Here is a 26703-nt window from a genome sequence, read left to right on the forward strand (position 1 = left end):
GGGGCATGATCCTTGCCGACCGACCCATCTACGACCTCGTGCCCATTGAGCCAGCCGCCATGGAAGGTCGCACCGTCATCCAGTGGGACAAAGACGACTCAGCTGCCATGAACCTGGTGAAGTTCGACCTTCTGGGGCTGGGCATGCTGGAAGCGCTCCGCCACATGAACGAACTGGTCGAAAAGCACACCGGGCACGCGGTCGACCGCGGGAACATCCCTCAAGAGGACGGCGTGTACGACATGCTGTGCCGAGCCGACGCCGTGGGCGTGTTCCAAGTCGAATCACGTGCCCAGCTGTCGACCTTGCCACGCATGCGACCACGCAACTTCTACGACCTCGTAGTCGAAATCGCCCTGATCCGCCCCGGGCCCATCCAAGGAGAATCTGTCCACCCGTACCTGCGACGCCGGCAAGGCGTCGAACCGGTCACCTACGCCCACCCGGCGTTGGAGAACTCCTTAGGCAAAACCCTGGGCGTGCCACTGTTTCAAGAACAGCTCATGCAGATCGCGATCGACGTCGCAGGGTTCTCCGGCGCAGACGCTGACGAACTCAGGCGTGCCATGGGTGCGCGCCGGTCTGCCCGCACCATGGCAGCACTTGAGGATCGCTTCCACCGAGGGTGTGCCGCCCGCGGAGTCGAACCCGCTGTGGCACGTGAAATTTTTGGCAAGATCGCCGCCTTCGCCGACTACGGATTCCCCGAGTCCCACGCCCTGAGCTTTGCGAACCTGGTGTACGAGTCCGCGTGGTTCAAATACCGGCACCACGCGGCGTTCACCGCGGCACTTCTGCGCAGCCAACCCATGGGGTTCTACTCGCCCCAATCGCTCATCACCGATGCGCGACGGCACGGCGTGAACATCCGCGGCGTCGACATCAACCTTTCCCACGCAGACGCGGACCTCGAACCCGACCCCCAGTCCGTGGGTGGGTTCGCCATCCGGTTGGGGCTCACCTCGGTCAAGGGGATCAGCGCCGAGGTGGCAACCCAGGTGGTTACGCACCGCACCCGTCCGTATGCCTCGATTGAAGAACTCGCATGCCGGACGGGAATTCCCTCCGACGCCCTGGAGTCCCTCGCCACGGCAGGTGCATATGAAAGTTTCGGCGTTGACCGCAGGCAAGCGCTCTGGATAGCCGGCTCGCTGGCAGGTGCCGGGCCAGACACACTGCCGGGCACCTCGGCGGTCATGGAAGCCCCCGCGCTTCCCCTCATGACCGAATTCGACACCACACTTGCCGAACTCTTTTCCACCGGAATCACCGTAGACGGGTACCCAACCGAACACTTGCGCGCGGCCCTGAACGCGCGTGGTCTAGCTTCGACGCGAGACGTCATGAACGCGCAGTCCGGAGCCCGGATCACGGTCGCCGGGATCGTGACGCACCGGCAACGCCCCAAAACCACAACCGGTGTGACGTTTTTTAACATCGAAGACGAATTCGGAATGCTCAACGTCGTGTGCTCACCGGGACTCATGAAACGTTTCGCACCCGTGTCCTACACCCGCTCCACCGTTACCGTGACAGGAACCGTGCAACGGGCAGGTGAAGTCGTGAGCCTCTACGCCCAAAAAATCACCGCACTCGACGTACAAATCCCAACGTCAGCGCGCAATTTCCGGTGATATGACCAAATAAGACACCACGTGACACGTCTTTGACACGCACAGGCGGAACAACCTCGGCGCCCGTTTAGCGTTGCATGCAACCAACAACGTTAGGAGCCAATCATGACCGCCTTTGAAACCCTCCAGATCCACGAAGGGCAGACTCCAGACAGCGACACCGGTTCACGTGCACTACCTATCTACCAGACCACGTCCTTCGTATTCGACGACGCCCAGCTGGCAGCCGACCGTTTCGCGCTCAAAGACCTAGGGCCCGTCTACACGCGTCTCGCCAACCCCACAGTGCAAGCAGTTGAAGAACGCATTGCGGCCCTTGAAGGGGGAGTGGGCGCTGTTTTGACCTCATCGGGGCAAGCAGCTGCGTTCCTCGCAATCGTCAACATCGCAGGTGCTGGCGACCACATCGTCGCAAGCCCTTCACTGTACGGAGGAACCTACAACCTCCTCGACATAACCCTGCGCAAACTGGGCGTCGAAACCACCTTTGTGGAAAACCCAGGCAACATCGACGAGTGGAAAGCCGCCGTGCAGCCCAACACCAAAGCGTTCTTTGGTGAAACCCTGACGAACCCACAGTCCTCCGTCCTCAACCTTCCTGAGCTCAGCAAAGCCGCCCACGACGCGGGCGTTCCGCTTATCGTCGACAACACGCTGGCAACGCCATACCTGCTGCGTCCCATCGAACACGGCGCGGACGTAGTCCTGCACTCAGCAACCAAGTTCCTGGGCGGCCACGGCACCTCGATCGCAGGTGTCATCGTCGACTCGGGAAACTTTGACTACAGCACAGACCCTGAGAAGTTCCCTGGCTTCAACGAACCAGACGCGTCCTATAACGGACTGGTCTACGCTCGCGACCTGGGACCAGACAGCGACTTCGGTGCCAACGTGTCCTACGGAATTAAGATCCGCGTGCAACTTCTTCGCGACTTGGGACCATCGGCATCGCCGTTCAATGCGTTTCTGATCGCACAGGGACTGGAAACCTTGAGCCTGCGAGTCGAACGCCACGTTGAAAACGCGCAGAAGGTAGCGACGTTCCTGGAAAACCACGACCAGGTTACACACGTCAACTACGCAGGACTGGAATCCAGCCCGTACAACGCACTGGTTAAGCAGCTTCTGCCCAAGGGAGCCGGAGCCGTGCTGTCTTTCGACATCGCAGGCGGTTACGACGCCGCTGTGAAATTTGTCGATGCACTGGAACTGCACTCGCACGTCGCAAACATTGGTGACGCCCGTTCCTTGGTCATCCACCCAGCATCCACCACGCACTCTCAGCTGAGTAAAGAAGCACAAGCGAAGTCGGGTGTGAACCCAGCACTGGTCCGCTTGAGTGTAGGACTTGAAGGTGTGGACGACATCATTGCGGACTTGGAGAAGGGCTTTGCGGCCGCACGCGGTTAAGAGCCCGCTCACACACGGGGTCGACGGTACCGTGCGGACGTGTCGCATCGGGGATTTCGAAACTGAAAACGGTGACGTGATCCCCGATGCCCACATCGCGTTCGAAACGTTCGGCACGCTCAACGCTGAAGCCACCAACGCGATCCTCATCGAGCATGCGCTCACCGGTGACTCACACGTCACCTCCGGGGCATCTGGCGTTCCTGGTTGGTGGGATGACGTTGTGGGACCGGGCAAGGCGATCGACACGCGAGAGTTCTTTGCCGTGTGTACCAATGTGCTCGGTGGATGCAATGGATCCACCGGGCCCAGCACATCTGTCGACGACAAGGAATTAGGCGCTTCGTTCCCGCAAGTGAGTATCCGCGACATGGTGCGAGCCGAAGCTCTGGTTGCCGATGCGTTGGGTATCGAACAGTTCAACGCAGTGGTGGGCGGATCCTTGGGAGGCGCCCGAGCCACCGAGTTCGCAGCCACCCAGCCCCATCGAGTCCAACAGACGGTGGTGTTGGCCGCCCCGGCGTATTCGTCTGCTGACAACATCGCGTGGGCACACACGCAGTTGCAGGCGATCCAACTGGATCCCGACTATCACGGTGGCAACTACGCCCACCACAGCGTGAAGCCACTGTACGGTCTGGGTTTGGCTCGCCAGATCGCACATCTGACATACCGTAGCGGCGATGAGCTCGACGGCCGGTTCGGGCGCGAACACCAACCCGCCATGCCCGGCTACTACCAGGTGCAAAGCTACTTGGATTACCAGGCCGGAAAGTTGGTTGGCAGGTTCGACGCCCAGTCGTACTGCGTGCTCACCCGCGCGTTAAGGGACCATGATGTGCGCCGAGGTCGTTCCCAGCTGAACGTGCCCGGTCTCCATGTGGTGTCACTGTCCTCTGACCGGCTCTATCCGCCCGCCCAGGTCAAAGAGCTCGCAGAGCTTGCCGGGGCGCGCTCGTACACAGAAGTTGAAACGGACGCCGGCCACGACGGATTCCTCACGGAATCCGCGAAGGTGAGCCAGATCCTCCGAACGGTTCTGCAATAGCGGGCGCGGCTCTATGACTGCTCTATGACCGCTTTGCCCGAATGATTTTTTCGTCAATCGGGTAATCGGTGCGGGAACGTGCTTGACGCACATACGCCCGGGCCTCATTCTGGCGGGCTTCTTCCTGCCCTTCAGAAATCTGGGTACGACGGTGTTCACCGGTGAAGCCGAACATCTCTGCCAGGTCAGGTGCATTCAGGGCTAGCTTGCGACACAGTCGCCCAATGGTGGGCTCAACCAGACGAGCGCGAGCCATGGGCAAGCGTCCATACATAACGTGCCAGCCAATGTGTTCGTGAATGATGGTGAGACCGTAGAGGTCACGAATGCGACGCAGCAGTTTCGCTTCGTCCGGGTGCGCCGAGATGTCGATGTCGCGCAGTCGAGCCGTGAGCGCCTGCCACTTGAGAAGATGAATATACGCTTCTGCCGTCTCGATAAGCTGATGCTGGTGGGTGTTGAAAAGATCCGCAGCAGCCTGGCGATCCATCTTGGTTGCAGGGCGTAGCTTCTGAGCAAGATCAGACAGCATCGAGTCGACTCGGCTGGAAAGCAACGCTTCCTGAAGGTGCCCGGACCTGATGCGTTTTGAAGTAAGGGCAGGCGTGAACAGGTCGCCAATCGTGCGCCCCACACTTGCAAGACCCGTTCTGTAGAGCGAGTGCTCAGCAGCTTGGTGAGACAGGTACCGGGCTGCGCCACCAAAGTCGATGTCTTTGAGTTCGCGCGAGTAGTCCTGCAACAGCCGCTTACCCACAAGCTGGAGAAGCACCGTGTTGTCACCCTCAAAGGTGACGTACACGTCTAAGTCGTGGCGCAGTCCCACTAGGCGGTTGTCCCACATGAAACCGGCCCCACCGCAGGCTTCCCGGCACTCCTGAATCGTGTCCAACGCGTCCCACGTGGACACGGCCTTGAAGCCCGCTGCCTGACTTTCTAGCAATTGCCGGGTGGCTTCCGGAGGATTTTCACTACGGAACACCTCGTCAAAAGTGTCCAGCAGACTTTCGTGAGCGACGGAGTTGGCCCATGCTTTTGCAACCAGAGGTATGAGCCGGCGCTGGTGTTCACCGTAGTCAATAAGGCGCACGCTTTGGCCGGGAACCCCGCCTTCGAACTGTGTGCGTTCCACCGCGTATCGCAAAGCGATGTCGAGGGCCAGTTTGGATGCCACTGTGGATGCCCCGTCAAGTGACACACGCCCCATGACGAGCGTTCCCAGCATGGTGAAAAAGCGCTTGCCGGGGGAGTGGATCGGCGAAGAATATTCGCCATCTTCGGCCACGTGACCGTAGCGGTCTAGCAGGTGGTCGAGGGGGATCCTCACGTGGTCGAAGCCGAACCGCCCGTTGTCGACACCTAAGAGCCCACCCTTGTGCCCATCGTCCTCAATCGTGACACCCGGCAGGGGCCGTCCCTCCTCAGAGCGCACGGGAACAAAGAACGCGTGAACCCCGTAGTCAATTCCACACGTGATGAGCCGGGCGAAAACAACAGCTGCCTGCGCGTGCGTGGCTGCATTCCCGATGTACTCTTTCACCGCCTGCCGGTGCGGCGTGTGAATGACGAACTCTTGTTGTTTGGGGTCGTAGGTGGCGGTCGTGTCCACGTTCGCAACGTCGGAACCGTGACCAATTTCGGTCATCGCAAAGCTGCCCAACAGTTTGCCTTCAAGGGCGTCTTTGAGCCACCGTTCGTGTTGGTCTTTGTTGCCGAGGTGGTGAATAGCTCCGCTGAAAAGCCCGTATTGCACGCCAGCCTTAATTTGTATGCTGGGTTCTGCCAGCACAAGCTCTTCGAACCCAGCGACGTATGCGGCGTAGTCCTCCGGTCCGCCCATGTGCTCCGGCATTGCCAACTTGGTGAAGCCGGCGTTAGCAAGCGCGACAGTACCTTCAAGCGTCGCCTGGCGTTTGCGTTCGAGATTCCATTCGGGTTTGAGCCGCAAGGCCGGGTGGGCGGCGAACTCGCGGCCCTTTTCGCGCACAGAGGCGCGATCGCCTTCGAGGAATCGGCGCAGAAACTCAACGTCGACGGTCAGTGGAGCTTTCGTGTTCATGAGTTTTTTCCTTCAACGTTGTCGGTGGCTGGGGCGCTTTCCCACAGCCACGTACTCAGGTGAGTTGCAAAGGTGTGAGGGTCGGTAGGTTTGGTGAGCCATTCGTCAGTACACGCGCGCACAAAGCCCAGCGCACCTCGTGCCCACATGTACTGCTCTGGCTGAGTGAAGTTCATTCGTGCGCACAGCAGTTGAGCGATTGCATCAAAAAACGTTTGTTGCCCCGTTTGGTGGGTGACTCCACGGTCGCAGAAGCGGTAGACATGGGGCCTGCTTGAAGCGAGATCAACAAATGCCGCGATCATGTGCGTGAGAGCTTCACGCGGACTCATGTCGGGCGTTGCGGCTCGGTCGAGCTGTTGAGTGATGACCTTCATGGCCCACTGTCCCATGTCGTCGACGAGACCAGCGCGGTCACCAAAGTACCTGTACAAGACGGTTTTTGACGTGCCCGTGGCTTCGCAGATCTGGTCCATCGAGGCGTCCGGTCCCAGATCGGCAACCGAGTGGCGAACCATACGAAGCAACTCACGGCGACGCTCTTTACGGTGTGCATCCCACCGCAGAGCACGTCCGTCTTGTGTGACTGATTTCATGTAACTGACAGTATCAAGTACTGTCAGTTACAGATAATTTAAGCGCTTCTAGGAGGTAACGTGAACCGTCGCGCAGCGATCCTCGGTGGAAACCGAATTCCCTTTGCCCGTTCCAACAAACAGTACGCTCACGCTTCGAATCAAGACATGCTCACCAGCGCTCTCGACGGGCTGGTCGCACGCTTCGGACTCGCAGGTAAACGCCTCGGTGAAGTCGCCGGCGGTGCGGTTTTGAAACACTCAAAAGACATCAACCTCACACGTGAATCTGTTTTGGGCTCGGCACTGAGCCCCACGACTCCGGCATTTGATTTAGGTCAAGCCTGTGCGACCGGTCTGGAAGCCTGCGTGAGCATTTCGCAGAAGATCCGCTTGGGACAGATCGAGTCGGGGATCGCAGGGGGAGCCGACACCACCTCGGACGCGCCCATTGTTGTCAGCGACGGACTGCGCGAAAACCTCCTTGCGCTGTCGCGCGCACGCACGATCCCGCAGAAGCTCCAGGCGATCGCCCGGATCCGGCCACAGGACCTGGCTCCAGTAGCCCCAAGCACGGCTGAAGCACGCACGGGCTTAAGCATGGGTGAACACCAAGCGCGCACAACAGCACACTGGGGGATTACACGCCAGGCACAAGACGAGTTGGCGCTGGCATCGCACACCAACATGGCTGCCGCGTGGGACCGCGGATTCTTCGACGACCTCGTGACCCCATACCTGGGCGTCACGCGCGACACCAACCTGCGCGCGGACTCCACCATGGAAAGCCTGGCAAAGCTCAACCCAGTGTTCGGTCGCAACCTGGAAGCCGAAGCCACGATGACCGCGGGAAACTCCACGCCACTCACCGACGGTGCGTCGACCGTGCTGTTGGGAAGCGAAGAGTTCGCGGCGGAACTGGGTATTGAGCCACTTGCGTACCTCGTGGATGCCGAGGCGGCGGCCGTGGACTTCGTTGAAGGCGAAGAAGGACTGCTCATGGCTCCGGCATACGCGGTGCCACGCCTGCTTGCACGCAACGGGCTGACGTTTGACGACATTGATGTGTTTGAAATTCACGAAGCTTTCGCCTCCACCGTGTTGTGCCACCTGGCGGCATGGGAAAGCGAGGAGTTCTGTACGCAGAAACTGGGGCTGGATGCACCTCTTGGTGCTGTTGACCGCGCCAAGCTCAACCCTAACGGTTCCTCTCTGGCAGCCGGTCACCCATTCGCCGCAACCGGCGGGCGCATCGTTGCCCAAACGGCGAAGCACCTGAAAGAAACTGGCCAGAAGCGTGCCCTCATCTCCATCTGTGCTGCAGGTGGTCAGGGTGTTGCTGCAATCGTGGAAGCTGACTAGGAGTTGCACATGGCTAAAGACACGTACCTCAATCTTGCAAACGGCGCATTGGCGCCAGTGGTAAAGAAGCTGGGACTGCCACAGCCGGTTCCGTTGCGCCGGTTCAACGTGGCCGGTGGATCCGGGTTCACCAAGGACCCTGTTTTGGTGCTCGGTGACTCCGGTGCCGACGCGCTTGCGGAACTGCTGGTCGAAAACGGATTCGCGGTGCACCGTTCACCGGACCCCAGCTTTAAGTACCAGGGCATCATCGCAAGCTTCATCGACGCGCAGAGCCCGGACGACCTCGGCGAGACGGTTCTGCAGATTTCCCCGGCACTTAAACAGACTGCCCGCTGTGCGCGCGTTGTGATTGTGTCGCGAGCGCCTGAAGGGGAGAAACCGTCGATTGATGCCGCACGTAATGGTGTGACCGGAATCGTGCGTTCAGTAGCCCACGAAATGCGCTACGGCGGCACAGCGAACGGAATTGTGCTGGACGCCGGCGTGGACGTGAACGCGGCCTCGGTGACCGGTGCGCTGTGGTTCTTCCTGTCTGCCAAGTCGGCGTATGTGTCCGGTCAGTTGCTTACCGTGAGCGATGACCGGGGCCAGGCTGTGACGGCGAGTGAATTCGATGGCGTGCGCGACAACGGACCGCTCGCAGGCAAGATCGCGGTAGTCACCGGTGCTGCGCGGGGAATCGGTGCAGCCATTGCGCGGACACTGCACCGCGACGGTGCCTATGTCTACGGCGTTGATGTGCCTCAGGCTGGTCAAGCGCTTGCTGCAACCATGAACGCGGTTGCCGGGAAGGCGATTCACCTCGACATCACAGCTGAGGATGCGGCCACCAAAATTGCGCAGGCAGTTGGGAAGCCCATTGACATCCTCATTCACAACGCGGGAATTACACGGGACAAGCTGCTCGCCAACATGGACGCAGGCCGGTGGAACTCAGTGATCGCGGTGAACATTGAATCGCAACTGCGGATGAACGAAAAACTTACTGAACTTGGGGCGTGGGGAAGCCAGCCGCACGTCGTTTCCCTGGCGTCCACCTCGGGCATTGCTGGAAACCGCGGACAGACCAACTACGCGGCGTCGAAAGCCGGCGTGATCGGAATGGTCGCGGCCTCCCAAGACAACTTTGCCAAGCTGGGCGGCTCGATTAACGCCGTGGCACCCGGGTTCATCGAGACCGACATGACCGCCAAGATGCCGGCCCTGACTCGGCAGGTAGCGCGCCGACTCTCCAGTCTGCAGCAAGGCGGTCTGCCGGAGGACGTCGCCGAGGCGATCGCGTTCTTGTCCTCACCTGCCGCAACCGGCGTGAACGGGCAGACGCTTCGCGTGTGTGGACAGAACATGGTGGGTGCGTAATGGGATCGACACTCAACGTTTACGGTCGTGCTGTTCTAGGTGCGATCAAGAAACCTGCGCCGGGTCCGGTACCAACACGGACGCTGACGCGCACAGTGACCATCGACCCTGACGCCGTGGCGCAGTTCAACACCGTCACCGGGTTGCCGGTGAACAACAACGTGCCCGCGCCATACCTGCACACGTTGGGCTTTGGTCCCAGCCTGGAGCTCATGACCGCGCCAGATTTCCCAGTGCCGGTTCTGGGGATGGTGCACGTGTACAACCGGTTCACGCAACACGCCAAAGTGCCCATGGGTGCCGAGGTGACGCTGCAGATTTCGGTGAGCCGACCTCGGGCGCGGGACGCCGGAAGCGAACTGGACGTGATCGTTCACGGGACAGTCGACGGTGAGACGGTGTTTGAGGACGTGTCTACGTACTTTGCGAAGAAGACCAAGCTTCCCGAGGCGGATGAACCTGCGCCTGCCCGTCGCCTGGATCTGCCTGACGGCAGCGCGGTCGCCACATGGAAGTTCCCAGCGGGGCTGGGGGAGCGGTACGCGCGCGTGTCAGGTGACTACAACGTTATTCACCTCAACAGCCTGGCGGCCCGGGCATTTGGGTTCCCCCGGGCGATTGCGCACGGCATGTACACGGCCAGTAGGGCGTTTGCGCAGTCGAGCGTGGTTGCCGAGGCGTTTGTGTGGGATGTGCAGTTCGCTAAACCGATTTTGCTGCCCGGCCGAGCAGAAATTCTGGTCGACCGAACCGATGGCGTCCGGGTGGGCGTCGTCAGGCCAAAGGATGGTGCTCCCCACCTGGTGAGCCTGGTTCGCGAGGTCTGATACGGGTGTGTGGCGCACTTCATTGATGACGTGTTGGCGTCGAGTTGTATAACAGCGCGTGAACCGTGTACAGTATCTTTCGTTGCCCGCGCGGGTGGCGGAATAGGTAGACGCGCTAGCTTGAGGTGCTAGTGCCCAATTTATCGGGCGTGGGGGTTCAAGTCCCCCTCCGCGCACAAAATTTTTTCGGGGTCCCACTGAGGTGGGGCCCCGAATTTTTGTATTCACGAGGGGGTGTGGTTGCTAGCGGCTATATAGTCAGAAACTATCGACACATAACTTGATAATTGATGGTGGCTATTCTATGGTTGAGGTAACGCCGGAGCTCCGGCGACATCTCATACAGCCAAAGGAGAATAGTATGTCCGTTCTTAACACTCAGATTCTTCCGTTCCAGGCAACCGCATTCCACAACGGTGACTTCGTCGACCTCAGCGAGAAGGACCTCGAAGGCAAGTGGTCGATCTTCTTCTTCTACCCAGCCGACTTCACGTTCGTGTGCCCAACTGAACTGGGTGACATGGCTGACAACTACGACGAGTTCCAGAAGCTCGGTGTCGACATCTACTCCGTCTCCACTGACACCCACTTCGTCCACAAGGCATGGCACGAATCGTCCGAAACGATCGGCAAGATTCAGTACGCAATGATCGGTGACCCATCAGGTCAAATCACCCGTAACTTCGAAAACATGCGCGAAGGACAGGGCCTTGCTGACCGCGGAACCTTCCTCATCGACCCAGACGGCATCATCCAGTACCTGGAGATCACTCCTGAAGGTGTGGGACGTAACGCAACCGAACTGCTCCGCAAGGTGAAGGCTGCCCAGTACGTGCGCAACCACCCAGGCGAAGTGTGCCCAGCTAAGTGGGAAGAAGAGCAGGAAACTCTGGTTCCTGGCATTGACCTCGTTGGCAAGATCTAATCTGCCCACATCAACGACACATACATTTTCAGGTTTAGTGAAAGAGGGAGCCAGCCGTGCTTGACGCCAATTTGAAAGACCAGCTTCAAACGATCCTGACCCAGAAGGTCACGGAGGACGTTGTTCTTGCGTCGTCGCTTGACGACAGTAAGAAGTCGGCCGAGATGGCTGAACTGCTCGACGAGATCGCAGAACTGTCGGATCGCGTAACGCACGAACGACGCGACGACTATGACGAACGTCGCCCGTCGTTTGCGATCGAACGCCCAGGTGCAGACATCTCAATCCGCTTTGCGGGTCTGCCACTGGGACACGAGTTCAGTTCACTGGTTTTGGCGTTGGCACAGGTTGGCGGTAACCCCGTCAAAGAATCTGACGAAACCATTGCAGCAGTTAAGGGCTTGGACAAAGACCTGAAGTTTGTCACGTACATGTCCTTGACATGCCAAAACTGCCCTACTGTTGTGCAGGCGCTCAACACGATGGCCGTTCTCAACCCGCGTATTCAGCACGTCGCCGTTGAAGGCTCGACCTTCCAAGACGAAGTCAGCGAAAAGAACATTCAGGCTGTGCCCACCATCTACCTCAACGGTGAAGAGTGGGGATCGGGTCGCATGGACATTGCAGACTTCGTAGACCGCCTGGATGACTCGGCTGCTGAACGTCTTGCTGAATCGGTCAAGGACAAGGACCCATTTGACGTTCTGGTTGTCGGTGGTGGATCAGCTGCTGTTGCAGCGTCCATCTATGCGGCACGTAAGGGTCTGCGCACTGGAATGGTCGCCGACCGGATCGGCGGTCAGATCCTGGACACCGTCGGTATTGAGAACTTCATCTCCTACCCGTACACGGAAGGTCCAAAGCTGGCAGCACAGTTTGCTGAGCACATGGACCAGTACGACATCGACGTGATCCGCCCAATCCAGGCTGAAAAGCTCGTCCCGGCTGAGACGGAAGGGGATCTACACACGGCTGTTCTCACCGGTGGTAGCGAACTGAAGTCGAAGACGGTGGTTGTGGCTACGGGTGCGCGTTGGCGTGAGCTGGGTGTGCCTGGCGACCACGAGTACCGCAACAAGGGTGTCACGTTCTGTCCACACTGCGACGGACCGTTCTTCAAGGGCAAGAACATTGCCGTTGTCGGTGGCGGTAACTCAGGTATTGAGGCTGCGATCGACCTGGCTGGAATCGTCGGTCACGTGACGGTCATGGAGTTTATGGACGAACTCAAGGCCGACGAGGTGCTGCAGCGCAAGCTCAAGTCTATGGACAACGTAGACATCATCTTGTCTGCTGCGTCGAAGGAAGTCCTGGGTGACGGGAAGAACGTCACCGGCCTGCAGTACGAGGACCGCAAGACGGGTGAACTGCACGAGCTGGACGTCAACGGAATCTTCGTGCAGATCGGTCTGCTGCCCAACACCGAATGGGTCAAGGGTGCCGTCGACATGAACGGTCGTGGCGAGATCGAAATCCAAGCCAACGGTGCCACCTCGGTACCGGGTATCTTCGCCGCAGGTGACGCGACCACAGCGCCTTATAAGCAGATCGTGACGTCGCTTGGCGCGGGAGCGACCGCTGCGCTGGCAGCGTTCGACTACCTCATCAGGCAGTCAGCTCCCCAGGAGTAAGACGGAATGAGTAGCGCGGGGTTCAGTTTGGCGGACGTCAGATTGGACCCCGTCTAACGTTTGGGGTGTTGTATGAATCTGCGTGATTTTGAGTACTTGATAGCGCTGGACGAGTTTCGCCATTTCGGGCAGGCAGCTCAGTCGTGTGAGGTGAGCCAGCCCACGTTGTCGACCCAGCTGAAGAAGCTTGAAGATGAGTTGGGCACTCCGCTGATTGAGCGCAGTGGTCGCAACGTACAGCTGACGCGCGTTGGGAACGAAGTTGTCGCCCGTGCGCGTAAGATCGTTGAGCAGGTTGCCGAGATGCGGAGCATCGCCCGACACGCGTCCGACCCGCGTGCAGGCGAGATTCGTGTGGGCTGTTTCCCAACGTTGAACCCGTACCTACTTCCGCACGCGATGCCAGCCTTGAAGAGTGCTCTTCCGTCATTGAGCGTGCTCGTCGTCGAGGAAAAGACCCAGACCCTGGAACACATGCTGGATGCGGGGGAGCTTGACGCGATCATCGTGGGAACGCCGGTCGTGCGTTCGGGGATTGATGTGCTACCGCTCTTCCGTGAAGACTTCCTGTTTGCTGGCCCAGCCCACGATCCGCACATGTCGAATGACGGCCCCTTGTCGGTGAGTGACCTGGAAGGCGAAGAGCTTCTGTTGCTGTCCGAGGGGCACTGTCTACGCGATCAGGCTCTGCAGGTGTGCAAGACCAGCAAGGCTTCCGAACAGGTGAACTACCGTGCGACGAGCCTTGAGACGTTTCGGCACATGGTGATCTCTGGGGCAGGGTGCACGTTGATGCCTCGCCTGGCGGTGACGCCGCCGGTGACACCTAATCCCGGGTTGACGTTGAAGGAGTTTTCGGATCCGGCGCCTCACCGTGACGTGGTGTTAGCGTGGCGTTCCGGAAGCGTATATAGGGAGGTTTTCCCCCAGCTCGCCGAGGTCGTTCGTAGCTCAGTTGCTGACATCGTCACGCTGTTGTAAATGGATTCATTGTGTGCAATCCGGACCGGTGGGGTCTTCCTTGCACGATTTGTTGACGAGATATTTGTGGAACCGATAGATGCGTAGATCGGCGTCCTGCGATGGAATGTCGGTGCTACCGGGGATGGTCATCCACGCGCTGTTTCCGATTTTGTACATGCCCGTGTACGTGGTTGACAGTTTCACCGTGACATTCCCGGGTTCTGTGTACACGTTGTAAATGCGTGCCTTGTTAATGTCCGACGGTTTGTTACCCGGATGAGACGTGTGCAGGGTGTTGCCGTCGCCAAAGTCCCAATGGTACTTGCGTGGGATGGCTTTCACAGTGATCGAGTAACCCAAGATCGTGTCGTTAATGTACTTGGTCGACGAATCAGCCCAGAACGCTGTTTTACGTTGCGCGATACCCCACGAATCACCGGGTAAGGAATTAATCACCGACGGCGGGATCGAATACTTCTTGAACTGCGTTTCCATAAATGACGGCGACGGTGGAGGCGGCGGCAGTTCCTCACGGCCTTTGTTCGGAAGATGTAACTCCACACATTGAATTGCCTCATTTGTATTAAAGCATTGCTTTTCAGGACCTGGGTTTGACCTTGAACGATCGTTGGTCGGTGTAGTGTTTCCTTTTCTAGAACGATTGTCCTGCCGAGGCGTCTTGGAAAATGTGCAGCCAATCAACTTTCCATTGATCCACCTACATTTGTCTGTGTTTGCGACTGCTGTAACTGATGGGGCCGAAAGTAGCTGGACTATGACAAAAATTGTTAGAAGAAGGCTAGTGCGCATGACATCAGCAGTGATCGTAGTTCAGGTTTTGGCTTGAGACTTTCCAAACATTTCCGTCGAGGCTCAATTCCCAAATCCATTCAATTTCATTTGTGTAACCCGACGAACCTGATTCCTCTGAAGAGTTTTCTATGCCCCATGAGTCACCAGGTAGACAAGCACTTATTGAAGAAGTAGGCGCTTGGTTGTTATCAGTGTTGAGCTCATACAGGTAGAAGTTTTTTGCGACAATATTCCCGGTAAATTCGTAGTCGCCTGATTTGAACTCGTTCGCTGTTTCTTCAAGTCCTTCCTTGGCCTCGCCCACCGAAACACTGTCGATGTGCAGCGTGTCTTCGCCTCCGGACTTCATGACCTGCTCTGACACGAAGATGTACCGCTGCAGACCAATCAGCGCTTCTTCTGCTGCGAGCATTTCTTCTGCGGTGAGGTCCAGGTCTGTTGTGTATTCGGGGACCTCGAACTTGGGGATAGGTTCCGAGGTGGGTGCGGGGGACTGCTCATGTTCACTGGGCCGTGGCGCTGCCTCTGTTTGCGGTAACTCATGCGAACACCCGGTCAGGACCAACGCGCCCACAGCGCAGAGGGCCAGCAATCGTCGGTGAACATATGCGGTCATGGTGTGCACTCCTTTGTGCGACCGGTTCCAAGATTGCCTTCCAGTCTATTGCGGCCAGCACCAAACCGGAAGAGTCCCAGCCAAAACTGTGGATAACTCGGCGAACCACCCACCCGCTTGCACGCCCACACCAACGCTCACTTCTGGCATGCAACTAGGGGCTCCCGTCACCTAAGCAACGGAAGCCCCTAAGCCACACAGCAAAGCCAAAACCACAAAGGGTCAGCTACAGCAACGTGTCATCACACGGTGAAAATCACACCGTCTTAAATGCGACAACCGCGTTGTGCCCACCAAACCCAAACGAGTTCGACAACGCCACAAAGTCATCCTGAGGAAGGTCAGCGGGTGTGTCACGCACAATGTTCAAGCTGATCTCCGGGTCAACTTCTTCAATGTTGATGGTTGGAGGTGCCACGCGATGGTGTACTGCCAAAGTCGCAAAGATCGACTCAACGGCTCCCGCTCCTCCAAGCAGGTGCCCAGTCATCGACTTCGTCGCGGACACCAGCGCGTCAGACGCGTGCTCTCCCAGAAGCTTGTTAATCGCAACCGACTCAGGCACGTCACCAACCGGCGTCGAAGTCGCGTGAGCGTTGATGTGCTTCACCTGGTCCGGGGTGGCACCTGCGCTTTCCAGAGCTGCATGCATGGCACGGATCGATCCCGCGCCCTCGGGTTCACCAGCGGTGATGTGGTAGGCGTCGTTCGACAGACCCCAGCCTGCCACCTCGGCGTAAATCCGCGCACCGCGCGCTTCCGCACGTTCCCGGCTTTCAAGCACCAACGCGCCAGAACCTTCACCCATGACAAAGCCATCGCGGTTCACATCGTACGGACGTGAAGCAGTTTCGGGGGAGTCGTTGCGCTTCGACAGCGCACGCATGGACGAAAACGCCGACAACGTAATTGGGTGTACCGCAGATTCAGCACCACCCGCAATGATCACATCTGCATGACCATCACGAATCAAATCAACTGCGTGACCCAACGATTCAGTCGACGATGCGCACGCCGACACCAAGGTCTGTACGCCGGCACGCGCCTTAAATTCCATACCCAGCGCAGCAGCTGGGCCATTGGGCATCAACATGGGAACGGTCAGCGGCATGACACGGCGTGAACCTTCTTCACGCAACGTGTCCCACGCGTTGAGCAGCGTCCACACGCCACCAATTCCCGTGGCCCATGACACGGCAAGACGTTCAGGGTCCACCTCGGGGTCCTGGGCGTCAGCCCACGCCTCACGGGCGGCAATCAAGGCAAGCTGGCTGGCAGGATCAAGGCGCTTGGCTTCGACGCGAGACAGTTTCTCGGCAACCACGTCAGAATTGACGGTGGCCGCGAAGTTGACCGGAATGCCGTATTGTTCGGCCCAGTCGTTGTCAAGGGTCTTTGCGCCCGATGTCCCTGCCAAGGCTGCGTCCCAGGTTTCCTGGGCGGTCGCGCCTAGGGGAGTGACGGCACCAATTCCGGTGACGACAACAGAGTTAGTCATGAAGAGTCCTCGTCGATAAATGATGAAAAGCGGGGTAGCGCCGTCGTAGCCGGGCTACCCCGCATAAGCATTAGGCCTGCTGAGCCTTCACAATGTAGTCAACAGCGTTCTGAACGGTAACGAGTTCTTTAACGTCATCGTCCGGAATCTTCACGCCGAACTTCTTTTCAGCGTTCACAACGATCGTCATCATGGAGATCGAGTCGATGTCGAGGTCGTCGGTGAAGGACTTGCTTGGTTCTACCGCGTCGGGAGCCAAACCAGTTTCTTCGTTAATGATCTCAGCGAGTCCAGCGAGGACTTCCTGTTCCGAGTTAGCCATTTCTTATTCCTATCTTTCTCATCTACGCTCATAAGTCTTGAGCGCTGTATTCGATTAACCGCAACGTTCGTTGCGAATGGAACGAGTATCGACGAGTGTCCCGTAGTGAATCCTATGCCACAGCAACACTGTCATGGTTGCAATTCCGTTCCCCGTGTCGAATCACGGAAGCACAATCACCTGCGCGCCAAACACCAGTCCGGCTCCAAAACCGATCTGAAGTGCCAGCTTGCCGGACAGTTCCGGGTGTTCGCGCAACAGACGTTCGGTGGCAAGGGGAATGGATGCCGAGGAGGTGTTTCCGTTGTCGGCAATGTCCCGTCCGATCTTGACGTGCTCCGGGAGTTTCAGCTGCTTAGCGAGTTCGTCAATGATGCGCATGTTGGCCTGGTGGGGGACAAACGCGCCCAAATCTGAAGCCTCGATACCGGCGCGGTCGAGCGCTTCTTGAGCGACCTCGGCCATATCCCACACTGCCCAGCGGAACACGCTGGGGCCATCCTGACGCAACGTGGGCCACGGAGTCGACGAATCCTTCTTCATGTCCAAGAAGGACGACGTCATACGGATCGTGTCCCAATTCTCACCCTTGGAACCCCACACCGACTCCGAAATACCCGGAGTGTCTGAGGCACTGACCACGACCGCTCCAGCACCGTCACCCAAAATGAACGAAATGGATCGGTCGGTGGGGTCAATGATGTCTGAGAGCTTTTCAGCGCCGATCACCAGGACGTTGTCAGCCGTGCCCGCGCGTACAAATGCGTCAGCCTGAGCAATTCCGTAGCAGTACCCTGCGCACGCCGCCGAAATGTCCCATGCCGGCACCGGTCCGGTTCCCAAACGGCGGGTAAGTTCAGCCGCTGCGGACGGGGTAGCGACCGTGAACGTCACGGTTGAGACGACAATCGCGCCGATATCGGCCGGCTTGAGGCCTGCATTTGCGATCGCTTCGATCGCAGCGTGTTCAGCCATGTCGACGACGCTGACATCTTCGCTTGCATAGTGGCGTGTCTTGATACCTGTGCGTTGCTGAATCCACTCGTCAGAAGAGTTGATGGGGCCTACGATCTCGTCGTTCGTGACCGTGCGTTCCGACCTGTACCCGCCCAAACCAGAAATGCGCGAAAAGCGCTGCGGCTGTGGAGTTTTTAGTGTGACCATCGCGTGTCCTTTCGTATGGGTTACGCGTGTGTCCGCACGAATTCGCGGGCACCTTCAAGATCTTCAGCAGATTTAATCGCCAGAGTTTCGACACCCTTCATGGAGCGCTTAGCGAGCCCGGTCAACGTGCCACCGGGAGCTAGCTCAATCAGGCCCGTCACCCCAGCCTCAACCAGCGTAGCCTGGCACAGATCCCAGCGCACAGGACTGGTCACCTGGGATACCAAAGCGTCAACGTATTCGCGACCGGACTGGACGGTTTGACCGTCACGGTTCGACAGAATCGAAATACGTGGGTCCTGTACCTCAAGACCAGTCGCCATATCAGCCAGCGGTGCCTGTGCTGACTTCATGTAATCCGTGTGGAACGCGCCGGCCACCTTCAGAGGAATGACTCGGGCGCGCTCAGGTGGGTTCGCGACGAACTTCTCAATCGCTTCCAGGCTTCCAGCGGCAACAATCTGACCGCCACCGTTGACGTTCGCTGGGGCTAGTCCAGCCTCCTCGATCGCGCTGATGACATCTTCTGCGACACCACCCACGACAGCGGCCATGCCGGTTGGCTGGGCGTTCGACGCTTCAGCCATGCCCTGGGCGCGCACGTTGACAAACTTCATGCCGTCCTCAGCGCTGAGAATTCCAGCGACTACAGCGGCGCCGATCTCACCTACCGAGTGACCGGCGACAAACTGGGGGAGTGAGTCGTCTGCGAACAACTCATTAAACGTCGCAATTGCAGAAGCGACCAGAAGTGGCTGTGCAACGGCGGTGTCCTTAATTGTTTCTTCATCGGACTGCGTGCCGTGTTCCACCAAATCAATTCCACATGCGTGGCCAGCGGCTTCGATTGTCTCCCGGAAACTAGGCGACTCGAGGAACGAGTTTAGAAAGCCGGGCTTCTGTGCCCCTTGGCCTGGACATGCAACGACGAGCATTATTCTCCCATTCGAGACAGCGTCTCATGTGCGGACAAAGTACCGTGTGACAGCTTAACGAGTTATCGCTTCACCACTGTGATTTTGTGAGCAATCAACAATTACATGCCCTCTGTCAGTCTGCCAAACACCAAAGCAATTCGCAGAACAAAACCGGCGCGCGCCTGGGTTGCATCGAGACCAATCAGTTCCTGAATCTTGCGAAGGCGGTACCGGACTGTATTTGGGTGAACCTCTAACGCCTTCGCGGTCGCCTCAAGTGAACCGCCAAAGTCTACGTAGTTCTCCGCCGTAGTGAGCAATTGGCCGCTCCCCATCGACAGTGGCTCATAGAACGTCCTCACCAGTTCATTCACGGCAGTCTGATCGCCTGCCATGGCACGTTCTGGCAACAGATCCGACGCGAAAACCGGACGCGGAGAGTTAGGACGCGCGTACGCCGTCCGCAGCGCCCAGGACGCCGCAGCGGCACTGGCTCCCGCCTCGGCCAACGACGCTACCCGCGGCCCGATCACCACTTCTTGTGGCCCAAAGTACTGCAACAACTGACCCACTGCACGGTCAATATCAGTGGCACCACCCAGGACAATCAGCAAACGATTGTCGTGAATCCCCACCAGCGCGTCTTCACCCGCGCGCTGGGCAGCAGACCGCACCTCGCTGAGGCCACCCTTGAACGTGCGAGCGGACGCGCGACCAATGATTACATGCACGGCAGCCTTCGACCGCCACCCATACGCTGCCGTTCGGCTCGCCAACTCGTCGACCGAGTCACCCCGCATGAGCGCGTCAATCACCATGGCCTCGAGGCGAACATCCCAACTTCCGCGCGCCTCGGCGGCACGGGCATATACATCGGCGGCCGCAAAGGCGATTTCGCGCGAGAAAACCAGAACACCTTCTCGCAGGCTCTCCACATCAGTAGAGTTACCCAACTGGGCTACGTGCTCCTCCACGACCTCAACTACGACGCGCAACAACTGCAGGGTCTGCTGCAGTGAGATGGTGCGCATGAGTTCGCGTGGCGCGTTGTGGAAGATCTCCGAAACAATCCCAACCGGCGCATCGGGGTTGCGATACCACTCAATGAACGACGTAATACCCGCATGCGACAAATGAACAACCCATTTGCGTTCAGAGGGTGAAAGCCTACGGAACCACGGTAGTTGGGCTTCGATCCGGCCTGCGGTCAACCGAGTGAGGGCGTCTTTACCCTTCTGGAGTCGCAAAATTGTGTCGTCGCGTCCGGAACGATCAGCGCTGAGGTTTCCGGACTTGGGAGAAGTCGAGAGCATGAGCTCATGCTACATGCTTTTGCACAAAACGTTTGTAGGTCAGGGACAAGAAAACGCCGAGGTCGCAGCGACTGTCGCTGCGACCTCGGCGGGGGTGCCACGCTGGGTGGCACCCGGGTGGGGTGGGAGACTGTTAGGCGTCGCCTCCGGCCTCGCCGGTCGATCCGGCGCGAGGATCGTCGAGCTTGTACTTCTTGGACGCTTCCGCAGCCACCGATGGGTCGATTTCGCCCAGGTCAGCCAAGCTGATGAGCGCCTGGACAACCACGGATTCGGCGTCGATGAGGAAGTGACGGCGAGCAGCTGCGCGGGTGTCAGAGATCGCGTAGTCGTCAGCTCCTAAGCTGGTGAAGTGGCCCGGCACGTACTGGCGGATCATGTCCGGCACCGTACGTGTGTAGTCCGAGGTCGCAATGACGGGACCCGGTGCGTCGGCGAGTTTCTGAGTCACGAATGGCACGCGACGTTCAGCACTTGGGTCGAGCAGGCGCTCGTCATCGCAGGCGAGACCGTCACGGCGTAGCTCCTGCCACGACGTCACCGACCACACGTCAGCCGATACGTTCCAATCTTCTGCCAGTAGTTGCTGCGCCTCGATGATCCATGGGACTGCAACACCGGATGCCAGAAGCTGAACCTTCGGGCCGTCGAGTTCGGGGCCGTCGGACAGCTTGTAGATTCCCTTAAGCAGACCTTCAACGTCAAGGTCCTCAGGCTCTGCAGGCTGAACCATAGGTTCGTTGTACATAGTGATGTAGTACGAAACGTTTGGGTCCTGACGCTCGTCCTCAGGGTCGTACATGCGCTTGAGACCATCGCGAACGATGTGACCAATTTCGTACACATACGCTGGGTCATACGACACGATCGACGGGAACGTCGACGACAACACGTGCGAGTGGCCATCTCCGTGCTGGAGACCTTCAGCTGTCAGCGTGGTACGCCCAGCCGTTGCACCCAGGATGAATCCGCGTGCCAACTGGTCGCCTGCTGCCCAGAAAGCGTCGCCGGAACGCTGGAACCCGAACATGGAGTAGAAGATGTAGAACGGGATCATAGGCTCGCCGTGCGTGGCGTAGCTGGTACCGACTGCGTTGTATGCGGCGACCGAACCATCTTCGTTAATTCCCATGTGCAGGATCTGGCCGTCGGTCGCTTCTTTGTATGCGAGGAACAGGTCACGGTCAACCGACACGTAGTTCTGTCCGTGCGGGTTGTAGATCTTCGCAGTTGGGAAGAACGAGTCCATTCCAAAAGTGCGTGCTTCGTCAGGAATGATCGGAACAACGCGCTTCCCGAATTCCTTGTCACGCATAATGTCTTTCAGAATGCGCACAAAGCCCATGGTCGAGGCAATCGCCTGCGTGCCAGAGCCCTTCTTGGCCATGGCGTATGCCTTGTCGCCAGGCAACGCAATCTGCGTGTACTTGGAGCGACGCTCAGGCGAGAAACCACCCAGTTCGCGTCGACGTTCCAGCATGTACTGGATTTCAGGCGCGTCCTCACCGGGGTGATAGTACGGAGGAAGCTTGGGGTTCTTCTCGAGTTCTTCGTCAGAGATCGGAATTGAGAAGTGATCGCGGGCCAGCTTGAGGTCCTCAACGGTCATCTTCTTCATCTGGTGCGTAGCGTTACGCGCTTCGAACGTAGGTCCAAGCGAGTAACCCTTGACCGTCATCACAAGGATCGCTGTGGGCTGACCGGTGTGTTCGACCGCCGCCTTGTAGGCTGCGTACACCTTGCGGTAGTCGTGGCCACCGCGCTTGAGGTTCCAGATTTCTTCGTCGGTCATGTCGGCGACCATGGCCTTGGTGCGTGGGTCGCGACCAAAGAAGTTGTCGCGCACGAAGCCACCGGACTCACCCTTGTAGGTCTGGTAGTCGCCGTCCGGCGTTGCGTTCATGAGGTTCACGAGCGCACCGTCGCGGTCCTTTGCCAGCAGAGCGTCCCATTCACGACCCCAGATGACCTTAATGACGTTCCAGCCGGCACCTCGGAAGAACGCTTCGAGCTCCTGAACGATCTTTCCGTTACCACGTACCGGCCCGTCGAGGCGCTGCAGGTTGCAGTTGATGATGAAGTTCAGGTTGTCGAGCTCTTCGAACGCTGCGTACTGCAACATTCCGCGACTTTCTGGTTCGTCGAGTTCACCGTCACCCAGGAAGGCGAACACACGCTGCTGGGAGGTGTCCTTAATTCCACGGTTGAGCAGGTACTTGTCGAACATTGCCTGCGTAATCGCGTTCATGGGCCCCAGTCCCATGGACACGGTTGGGAATTCCCAGAAGTCCTGCATGTGACGTGGGTGCGGGTATGAAGGAAGCCCGAATGGCTTACCGTCCACGTAGTGCGACTTCATCTGGCGGAACCCGTCGAGCTGGTCGGCGCTCAAGCGACCTTCCAGGAATGCGCGAGCGTACATACCGGGGGAGGCGTGACCTTGGTAGAACACGTGGTCGCCACCGCCTGGGTGGTCTTTGCCGCGGAAGAAGTGGTTAAGCCCCACTTCGTAGAGAGTCGCGGCGGAGGCATACGTGGAGATGTGTCCGCCCACTTCGATGCCCGGGCGCTGCGCGCGGTGAACCATGACGGCTGCGTTCCAGCGGAGCCAGCGACGGTACCGGCGTTCAACCTCTTCGTCTCCCGGGAACCACGGTTCGTCTTCAGGTCCGATCGTGTTAATAAAGTCTGTTGCTGTCAGGCTGGGCACGCCGATGCGCTTCTGACGCGCACGGTTAAGCAGGCTGAGCATGACATAGCGGGCACGAGACTGCCCGGCTTCATCGATGACGGCGTCAAGGGACTCAAGCCATTCCTGAGTTTCTTGAGGATCTGTGTCGGGCACTTGGCTGGGGAGACCGTTAAGAATTGGTCCATGCCTCTTACTGTCCACTTAGTTTTCCTCCTGAACGATAGTGGTCCACCCGGTGACACACTCACCGCAGTAACCGATCCGTTGGCTGTTTTCTAGCCTAAACCGATTACGCGTCTAGTTGCGCTGTTCATACAGACAAAACGGCCTAGTGTGGTGCTAGTAACACAGTATGAGGTCAGCTATTTGGTCGATTGCGCGACGCGGAGGTTTCAAAATGTTCATTAGGTTTGCCCAAGAGCGAACTTACGGGAAGAATAGGAGACATGAGTAACACCCCGTCAGGAAGGACGCTCGACTGTACTCGCACTAACCCTCTGGGATTAGAAAAGGGTACATACATTCAGGAAATCGGCTATGACGACGATGTTGACTTCGCCTTGCGCGAGGCAATCGAGAAGGTCACAGGCGAAGAGATGGCCGATGAGGATGTCGACGACGTCTTTGACGCGATCGTCATGTGGTGGCGATCAGATGATCCCGACCTCACCGACGCAATCGTAGACGCGCAGACCACACTGACCGATGGTGGCGTCGTATGGCTTCTCACTCCCAAGGCTGGACGCGAAGGTCACATCGCTCCCGTTGATATCAACGCGGCTGCTCCAACCGCTGGCATGCACGTGACTAAAACTGTCAGTGTGTGTGACGACTGGTCCGCTGTGCGTCTGGTTGGCAAAAAGTCGTACGGGTAATGACCCTCGCTGACGCGCACCCTGGTTGGACGCGTGAGTGTCACACCCACCTTGGGCCGGCTGTGTCCCTGTCGACGGTGGGTGATCTTGCCGTCCCTGAGGTTGACCAACATGGCGTGTTGGCCGTGTTTGTCCCGTTTGCGTTTACGCCCACGTGTCACGCCGAGGTGGGAGAACTTTCCGCGTCCCGCGAAGTTTTGGAGGGCGCCGGTATCGCCTGCACGATCATTTCGTGCGATTCGAAGTTCACCCAAGCCGCATGGGTGGAGACGGCGGGTTCTGCGTGGCCGCTCATGTCTGACTTCTGGCCGCATGGCGCTTTGAGTCGCGACTTTGGTGTGTTCGATGAGCAGTCGGGGATGGCTGTGCGCGGCACCTTTGCGCTGAATATGAACGGGCAGATCGTTGACTCCGAGGTCCTACAGCCTGGCCAGAAACGCGATTTTACCGAGCGTGGTCTGGCTCGATGGATTGACGCCCTCACTACATAGCGGTCACCTCTCGCATTATTAAGTCGCTTCCACCATGATGGTGATAGACACCTCACGAGGAAGGACTTCTGATGGCCACTCTGTTTACCAAAATCATCGACGGCGAAATCCCTGCAACGTTTGTCTACGAAGACGATCGTTGTGTCGCGTTCATGGACATCCAGCCTTTGACTGACGGTCACCTTCTGGTTGTGCCACGTGAAGAAGTAGACCACTGGCTTGATCTTGACGATGACCTGGTATCCCACCTCTTCACGGTGGCAAAGAAGCTCGGAAACGCACAGAAGAAAGCGTTTGGTTGCGAACGCGTAGGGCTTATTGTGCAAGGGTTCGAGGTTCCCCACGTTCACATTCACGTGTTCCCAACGAATCAAATTTCTGACTTTGACTTGGCGAACAAACACGACACAACAGCGGAAGCTCGTGAAGAAGCTGCGTCGAAGATCAAAGTGGCGCTGTAAACGAGTTTTGCGTTCTGAAAGATGTATGCCATAATCTTTCAGTGGTCAGCGAAAGATCCTGACCAGGGGCCTATAGCTCAGTTGGCTAGAGCATCTCGTTTACACCGAGAGGGTCGGGGGTTCGAGTCCCTCTGGGCCCACATTTGAAAATTCCCGAGGCATGTTGATCATGCCTCGGGAATTTTGTTTATGCGATCTCATCGGCGACATTGCGGGTTATTGGCCAAAAAGTGTGTATGGGTCGGGCGTGTCAGGGGTGTTTTCCGGCCCATCCTTGTCGGAGTTTGATGCCGTCTTCGTAGGTGAAGCCGGTGTCGTATTCTGCGGGTCCGATGGGTTCGTCGGGTTGGTCGTGGCGTGTTTTTTGTGGCGTAGGTGCGTTGTTTGAGGAATGTGTTCCAGGTGGCTTCCCAGTGAAGGAATCCTGCTGTCCAGGAGGCGAGTTTTTCGCGGTCACACCATTGCCAGTCAATGACATGGGTGCCGGTTGCCACAGCCACCTTCATGAGCTCGGTTGAGCAGGTCTCAGTCGCATCGGCGTCGGCCGCCAACACCGCAGTCAGGCAAATCAGCACGGCCTTGGGAATCGCCGTGTTCGGCGCGGTTTCAACCCGAGCGTTCCAGGCGAGAGTCCAAGACAGCGGCTTGTTCGAGGCTTGGTCTCTGCCTCAAGGCGCCGACGCATTGGTGACCACAGTAATCGGTAGCCTGCGTGCTCTTGTCCCGGCAGCCGAAGCTGGGGTGAGAACTGCCTTAGACTATTCAACGAATCGTTCGTAGCGGACTTCAGCGTGGGAACTGCCATCGCAGCCTTCGGACTTTTGGCCACGCTTCTCATGCCACGCTCATCAACAGCACCCATCCAATCTTCTCAGGAATCCAGGAGCAGGTGAAATGAGATCCATCTTTGATTGGTTCACAACGACTAACGCAGGCCCTGAAGATATCGCGCTGACAACCCCCGCGGATCGGTTGATCCCTGACCCGAAAGCCCGGTGGGTCCGATGCGCGGACATTGCTGCTGACCCGGAGATCGTTTATCGCTGGCTGTGCCAGCTGACGGTGGCGCCCTACAGCTTCGATTTCATCGACATGCCGGGCAGGCGAAGCCCAGAGAGGTTGATCCCAGGTGCTGAGGACCTACGCCTCGGCCAGCCATTCATGATCTTCTCGCTGACGGACTTCGTCGAAGGGAGCTACATCGCCGGTGTATCACGTCCCGAGTTCAAAGGCGTGTACGGAACGATCGCCGTGTCCTATGAGGCAACCCCCAGCGGAACCGGATGCCGTCTGCGGGCCACCGCATGCGTCGGTGCCGATCTGTCCGGTTGGCGACGAGGACTGCTTGCCGTTGGCGATTGGGTTATGGCAGGGCAACAACTCAGGCGCCTGAAAACCCTCTCGGAACGCACAGCGAGCGGGCCAGCGATCGCCCCTGAACGGTCAGAGCAATGACTTCACGCAGTTTTGAATTCTCGGGGCCGGAGCTGGACACACTCCAGCAAATGCTGCTCCGTCCGAACAACACATCGCTCAAGGCGCCACTACTTTACGACGTCACCGGATTGGACTCCGATCGTGTAGCTTCCGCTGTCACCGGAGTCCTGGCGCGTCACACGTCGCTCCGATCGGCTCTGACGAAGACCCCGCAGGGTGAGACCAAGTTAATCGAGCGCGACCCAGTCTCTTGTGCTGTTCGGCATTACGGCATCATCGACGCTCACACCGCCAGATCGCTCTTACGC

24 protein-coding genes and 2 tRNA genes are annotated in these 26703 nt (G+C 58.3%); 15 read left to right on the forward strand and 11 right to left on the reverse strand.

Going from position 1 to position 26703, the window contains the following annotated elements; all coding sequences use genetic code 11:
* From JOE56_RS00005 to metX, 3 genes are all read left to right on the forward strand, one after another.
* Window positions 1-1634: helix-hairpin-helix domain-containing protein (locus JOE56_RS00005; RefSeq protein ID WP_239530293.1), on the forward strand; the 1634-nt coding region annotated here is incomplete at its 5' end.
* A gap of 105 nt (window positions 1635-1739) precedes the next feature.
* Entirely contained in the window at window positions 1740-3044 is a 1305-nt protein-coding gene (locus tag JOE56_RS00010) for an O-acetylhomoserine aminocarboxypropyltransferase/cysteine synthase family protein (RefSeq protein ID WP_204514286.1), read from the forward strand.
* Window positions 3025-4092 (forward strand): homoserine O-acetyltransferase MetX, encoded by a 1068-nt coding sequence (gene metX / locus JOE56_RS00015; RefSeq protein ID WP_204514287.1) that lies wholly within the window; start codon window positions 3025-3027, stop codon window positions 4090-4092. Before JOE56_RS00010 ends, metX begins: the two co-directional genes overlap by 20 nt.
* Before the next feature lie 22 nt (window positions 4093-4114).
* On the opposite strand, the gene JOE56_RS00020 is transcribed toward metX, so the two are convergent.
* Together JOE56_RS00020 and JOE56_RS00025 are read right to left on the reverse strand one after the other, a co-directional pair.
* The gene (locus JOE56_RS00020) at window positions 4115-6151 is read right to left on the reverse strand and encodes an acyl-CoA dehydrogenase family protein (RefSeq protein WP_204514288.1); all 2037 of its coding nucleotides are present in this window, start codon (window positions 6149-6151) and stop codon (window positions 4115-4117) included.
* Complete coding sequence (locus JOE56_RS00025) at window positions 6148-6747, reverse strand: TetR/AcrR family transcriptional regulator (protein ID WP_239530295.1); 600 nt, start codon at window positions 6745-6747, stop codon at window positions 6148-6150. The genes JOE56_RS00020 and JOE56_RS00025 overlap by 4 nt, the downstream gene beginning before the upstream one ends.
* A gap of 60 nt (window positions 6748-6807) precedes the next feature.
* Here JOE56_RS00025 and JOE56_RS00030 point away from each other — a divergent pair, with 60 nt between their 5' ends.
* The 7 genes from JOE56_RS00030 (at window position 6808) to JOE56_RS00060 (ending at window position 13814) form a co-directional block, all read left to right on the forward strand.
* Complete coding sequence (locus JOE56_RS00030; RefSeq protein WP_204514289.1) at window positions 6808-8088, forward strand: acetyl-CoA C-acetyltransferase; 1281 nt, start codon at window positions 6808-6810, stop codon at window positions 8086-8088.
* Window positions 8089-8097: 9 nt separating this feature from the next.
* Complete coding sequence (locus tag JOE56_RS00035; protein ID WP_204514290.1) at window positions 8098-9450, forward strand: 3-oxoacyl-ACP reductase; 1353 nt, start codon at window positions 8098-8100, stop codon at window positions 9448-9450.
* The gene (locus tag JOE56_RS00040) at window positions 9450-10277 is read left to right on the forward strand and encodes a MaoC family dehydratase (RefSeq protein ID WP_204514291.1); all 828 of its coding nucleotides are present in this window, start codon (window positions 9450-9452) and stop codon (window positions 10275-10277) included. The genes JOE56_RS00035 and JOE56_RS00040 overlap by 1 nt, the downstream gene beginning before the upstream one ends.
* 88 nt (window positions 10278-10365) lie before the next feature.
* Window positions 10366-10453 (forward strand) — tRNA-Leu (locus JOE56_RS00045).
* Window positions 10454-10638: 185 nt separating this feature from the next.
* Window positions 10639-11202, forward strand: a complete 564-nt coding sequence (gene ahpC, locus JOE56_RS00050; RefSeq protein ID WP_102237990.1) for an alkyl hydroperoxide reductase subunit C — start codon at window positions 10639-10641, stop codon at window positions 11200-11202.
* 56 nt (window positions 11203-11258) lie between these two features.
* A complete protein-coding gene (gene ahpF / locus JOE56_RS00055) occupies window positions 11259-12833 on the forward strand; it encodes an alkyl hydroperoxide reductase subunit F (RefSeq protein WP_204514292.1) in 1575 nt (524 codons plus the stop codon).
* A 72-nt stretch (window positions 12834-12905) separates the two neighbouring features.
* On the forward strand, window positions 12906-13814 hold the full coding sequence (locus tag JOE56_RS00060) for a LysR substrate-binding domain-containing protein (RefSeq protein WP_204514293.1): 909 nt from the start codon (window positions 12906-12908) through the stop codon (window positions 13812-13814).
* 6 nt (window positions 13815-13820) lie between these two features.
* On the opposite strand, the gene JOE56_RS00065 is transcribed toward JOE56_RS00060, so the two are convergent.
* The 8 genes from JOE56_RS00065 to aceE all read right to left on the reverse strand — a co-directional run bounded on the left by JOE56_RS00065 (window position 13821) and on the right by aceE (window position 23332).
* Window positions 13821-14291 carry a hypothetical protein gene (locus JOE56_RS00065; RefSeq protein ID WP_204514294.1) on the reverse strand — a complete coding sequence of 157 codons (471 nt, stop codon included), beginning with the start codon at window positions 14289-14291 and terminating at the stop codon, window positions 13821-13823.
* Between the two features lie 319 nt (window positions 14292-14610).
* On the reverse strand, window positions 14611-15225 hold the full coding sequence (locus JOE56_RS00070) for a hypothetical protein (RefSeq protein WP_204514295.1): 615 nt from the start codon (window positions 15223-15225) through the stop codon (window positions 14611-14613).
* 256 nt (window positions 15226-15481) lie between these two features.
* The gene (locus JOE56_RS00075; RefSeq protein ID WP_204514296.1) at window positions 15482-16723 is read right to left on the reverse strand and encodes a beta-ketoacyl-[acyl-carrier-protein] synthase family protein; all 1242 of its coding nucleotides are present in this window, start codon (window positions 16721-16723) and stop codon (window positions 15482-15484) included.
* Window positions 16724-16793: 70 nt separating this feature from the next.
* Window positions 16794-17045, reverse strand: coding sequence for an acyl carrier protein (locus JOE56_RS00080; RefSeq protein ID WP_005884889.1), 252 nt, complete (start codon window positions 17043-17045; stop codon window positions 16794-16796).
* A 162-nt stretch (window positions 17046-17207) separates the two neighbouring features.
* Complete coding sequence (locus tag JOE56_RS00085; protein ID WP_102237984.1) at window positions 17208-18209, reverse strand: beta-ketoacyl-ACP synthase III; 1002 nt, start codon at window positions 18207-18209, stop codon at window positions 17208-17210.
* A gap of 20 nt (window positions 18210-18229) precedes the next feature.
* A complete protein-coding gene (locus JOE56_RS00090) occupies window positions 18230-19144 on the reverse strand; it encodes an ACP S-malonyltransferase (RefSeq protein WP_204514297.1) in 915 nt (304 codons plus the stop codon).
* Window positions 19145-19245: 101 nt separating this feature from the next.
* Window positions 19246-20439 (reverse strand): PucR family transcriptional regulator, encoded by a 1194-nt coding sequence (locus JOE56_RS00095; RefSeq protein WP_204514298.1) that lies wholly within the window; start codon window positions 20437-20439, stop codon window positions 19246-19248.
* Between the two features lie 133 nt (window positions 20440-20572).
* Window positions 20573-23332 (reverse strand): pyruvate dehydrogenase (acetyl-transferring), homodimeric type, encoded by a 2760-nt coding sequence (aceE, locus tag JOE56_RS00100; protein WP_204514299.1) that lies wholly within the window; start codon window positions 23330-23332, stop codon window positions 20573-20575.
* A 245-nt stretch (window positions 23333-23577) separates the two neighbouring features.
* Between aceE and JOE56_RS00105 the strand changes: the two genes are divergently transcribed.
* The 4 genes from JOE56_RS00105 (at window position 23578) to JOE56_RS00120 (ending at window position 25098) form a co-directional block, all read left to right on the forward strand.
* Window positions 23578-24006: a DUF3052 domain-containing protein gene (locus JOE56_RS00105; RefSeq protein ID WP_102237980.1), complete on the forward strand. Its 429-nt coding sequence runs from the start codon at window positions 23578-23580 to the stop codon at window positions 24004-24006.
* Window positions 24006-24497 carry a redoxin domain-containing protein gene (locus JOE56_RS00110; protein WP_204514300.1) on the forward strand — a complete coding sequence of 164 codons (492 nt, stop codon included), beginning with the start codon at window positions 24006-24008 and terminating at the stop codon, window positions 24495-24497. Before JOE56_RS00105 ends, JOE56_RS00110 begins: the two co-directional genes overlap by 1 nt.
* Window positions 24498-24568: 71 nt before the next feature.
* A complete protein-coding gene (locus JOE56_RS00115; RefSeq protein ID WP_204514301.1) occupies window positions 24569-24958 on the forward strand; it encodes an HIT family protein in 390 nt (129 codons plus the stop codon).
* Between the two features lie 66 nt (window positions 24959-25024).
* A tRNA-Val gene (locus JOE56_RS00120) sits at window positions 25025-25098 on the forward strand.
* Between the two features lie 110 nt (window positions 25099-25208).
* Here the strand turns inward: JOE56_RS00120 and JOE56_RS00125 are convergent.
* Entirely contained in the window at window positions 25209-25415 is a 207-nt protein-coding gene (locus JOE56_RS00125; protein ID WP_204514302.1) for a hypothetical protein, read from the reverse strand.
* A gap of 437 nt (window positions 25416-25852) precedes the next feature.
* Between JOE56_RS00125 and JOE56_RS00130 the strand changes: the two genes are divergently transcribed.
* Window positions 25853-26413, forward strand: coding sequence for a hypothetical protein (locus tag JOE56_RS00130; protein ID WP_204514303.1), 561 nt, complete (start codon window positions 25853-25855; stop codon window positions 26411-26413).
* Window positions 26414-26703: the final 290 nt, after the last annotated feature.

This window comes from Brevibacterium paucivorans, assembly GCF_016907735.1.
GTDB lineage: Bacteria > Actinomycetota > Actinomycetes > Actinomycetales > Brevibacteriaceae > Brevibacterium > Brevibacterium paucivorans.

Bases quoted from the DNA above. Each gene is read 5' to 3' on its own strand.
- JOE56_RS00105 (WP_102237980.1), top strand. From the start codon at position 23,578: ATGAGTAACACCCCGTCAGGAAGGACGCTCGACTGTACTCGCACTAAC.
- JOE56_RS00085 (WP_102237984.1), bottom strand. From the start codon at position 18,209: ATGGTCACACTAAAAACTCCACAGCCGCAGCGCTTTTCGCGCATTTCT.
- JOE56_RS00095 (WP_204514298.1), bottom strand. From the start codon at position 20,439: ATGCTCTCGACTTCTCCCAAGTCCGGAAACCTCAGCGCTGATCGTTCC.
- JOE56_RS00040 (WP_204514291.1), top strand. From the start codon at position 9,450: ATGGGATCGACACTCAACGTTTACGGTCGTGCTGTTCTAGGTGCGATC.
- JOE56_RS00070 (WP_204514295.1), bottom strand. From the start codon at position 15,225: ATGACCGCATATGTTCACCGACGATTGCTGGCCCTCTGCGCTGTGGGC.
- JOE56_RS00020 (WP_204514288.1), bottom strand. From the start codon at position 6,151: ATGAACACGAAAGCTCCACTGACCGTCGACGTTGAGTTTCTGCGCCGA.
- JOE56_RS00035 (WP_204514290.1), top strand. From the start codon at position 8,098: ATGGCTAAAGACACGTACCTCAATCTTGCAAACGGCGCATTGGCGCCA.
- JOE56_RS00065 (WP_204514294.1), bottom strand. From the start codon at position 14,291: ATGGAAACGCAGTTCAAGAAGTATTCGATCCCGCCGTCGGTGATTAAT.
- JOE56_RS00130 (WP_204514303.1), top strand. From the start codon at position 25,853: ATGAGATCCATCTTTGATTGGTTCACAACGACTAACGCAGGCCCTGAA.
- JOE56_RS00060 (WP_204514293.1), top strand. From the start codon at position 12,906: ATGAATCTGCGTGATTTTGAGTACTTGATAGCGCTGGACGAGTTTCGC.
- JOE56_RS00080 (WP_005884889.1), bottom strand. From the start codon at position 17,045: ATGGCTAACTCGGAACAGGAAGTCCTCGCTGGACTCGCTGAGATCATT.
- JOE56_RS00025 (WP_239530295.1), bottom strand. From the start codon at position 6,747: ATGAAATCAGTCACACAAGACGGACGTGCTCTGCGGTGGGATGCACAC.
- JOE56_RS00075 (WP_204514296.1), bottom strand. From the start codon at position 16,723: ATGACTAACTCTGTTGTCGTCACCGGAATTGGTGCCGTCACTCCCCTA.
- JOE56_RS00110 (WP_204514300.1), top strand. From the start codon at position 24,006: ATGACCCTCGCTGACGCGCACCCTGGTTGGACGCGTGAGTGTCACACC.
- JOE56_RS00010 (WP_204514286.1), top strand. From the start codon at position 1,740: ATGACCGCCTTTGAAACCCTCCAGATCCACGAAGGGCAGACTCCAGAC.
- JOE56_RS00090 (WP_204514297.1), bottom strand. From the start codon at position 19,144: ATGCTCGTCGTTGCATGTCCAGGCCAAGGGGCACAGAAGCCCGGCTTT.
- JOE56_RS00115 (WP_204514301.1), top strand. From the start codon at position 24,569: ATGGCCACTCTGTTTACCAAAATCATCGACGGCGAAATCCCTGCAACG.
- ahpC (WP_102237990.1), top strand. From the start codon at position 10,639: ATGTCCGTTCTTAACACTCAGATTCTTCCGTTCCAGGCAACCGCATTC.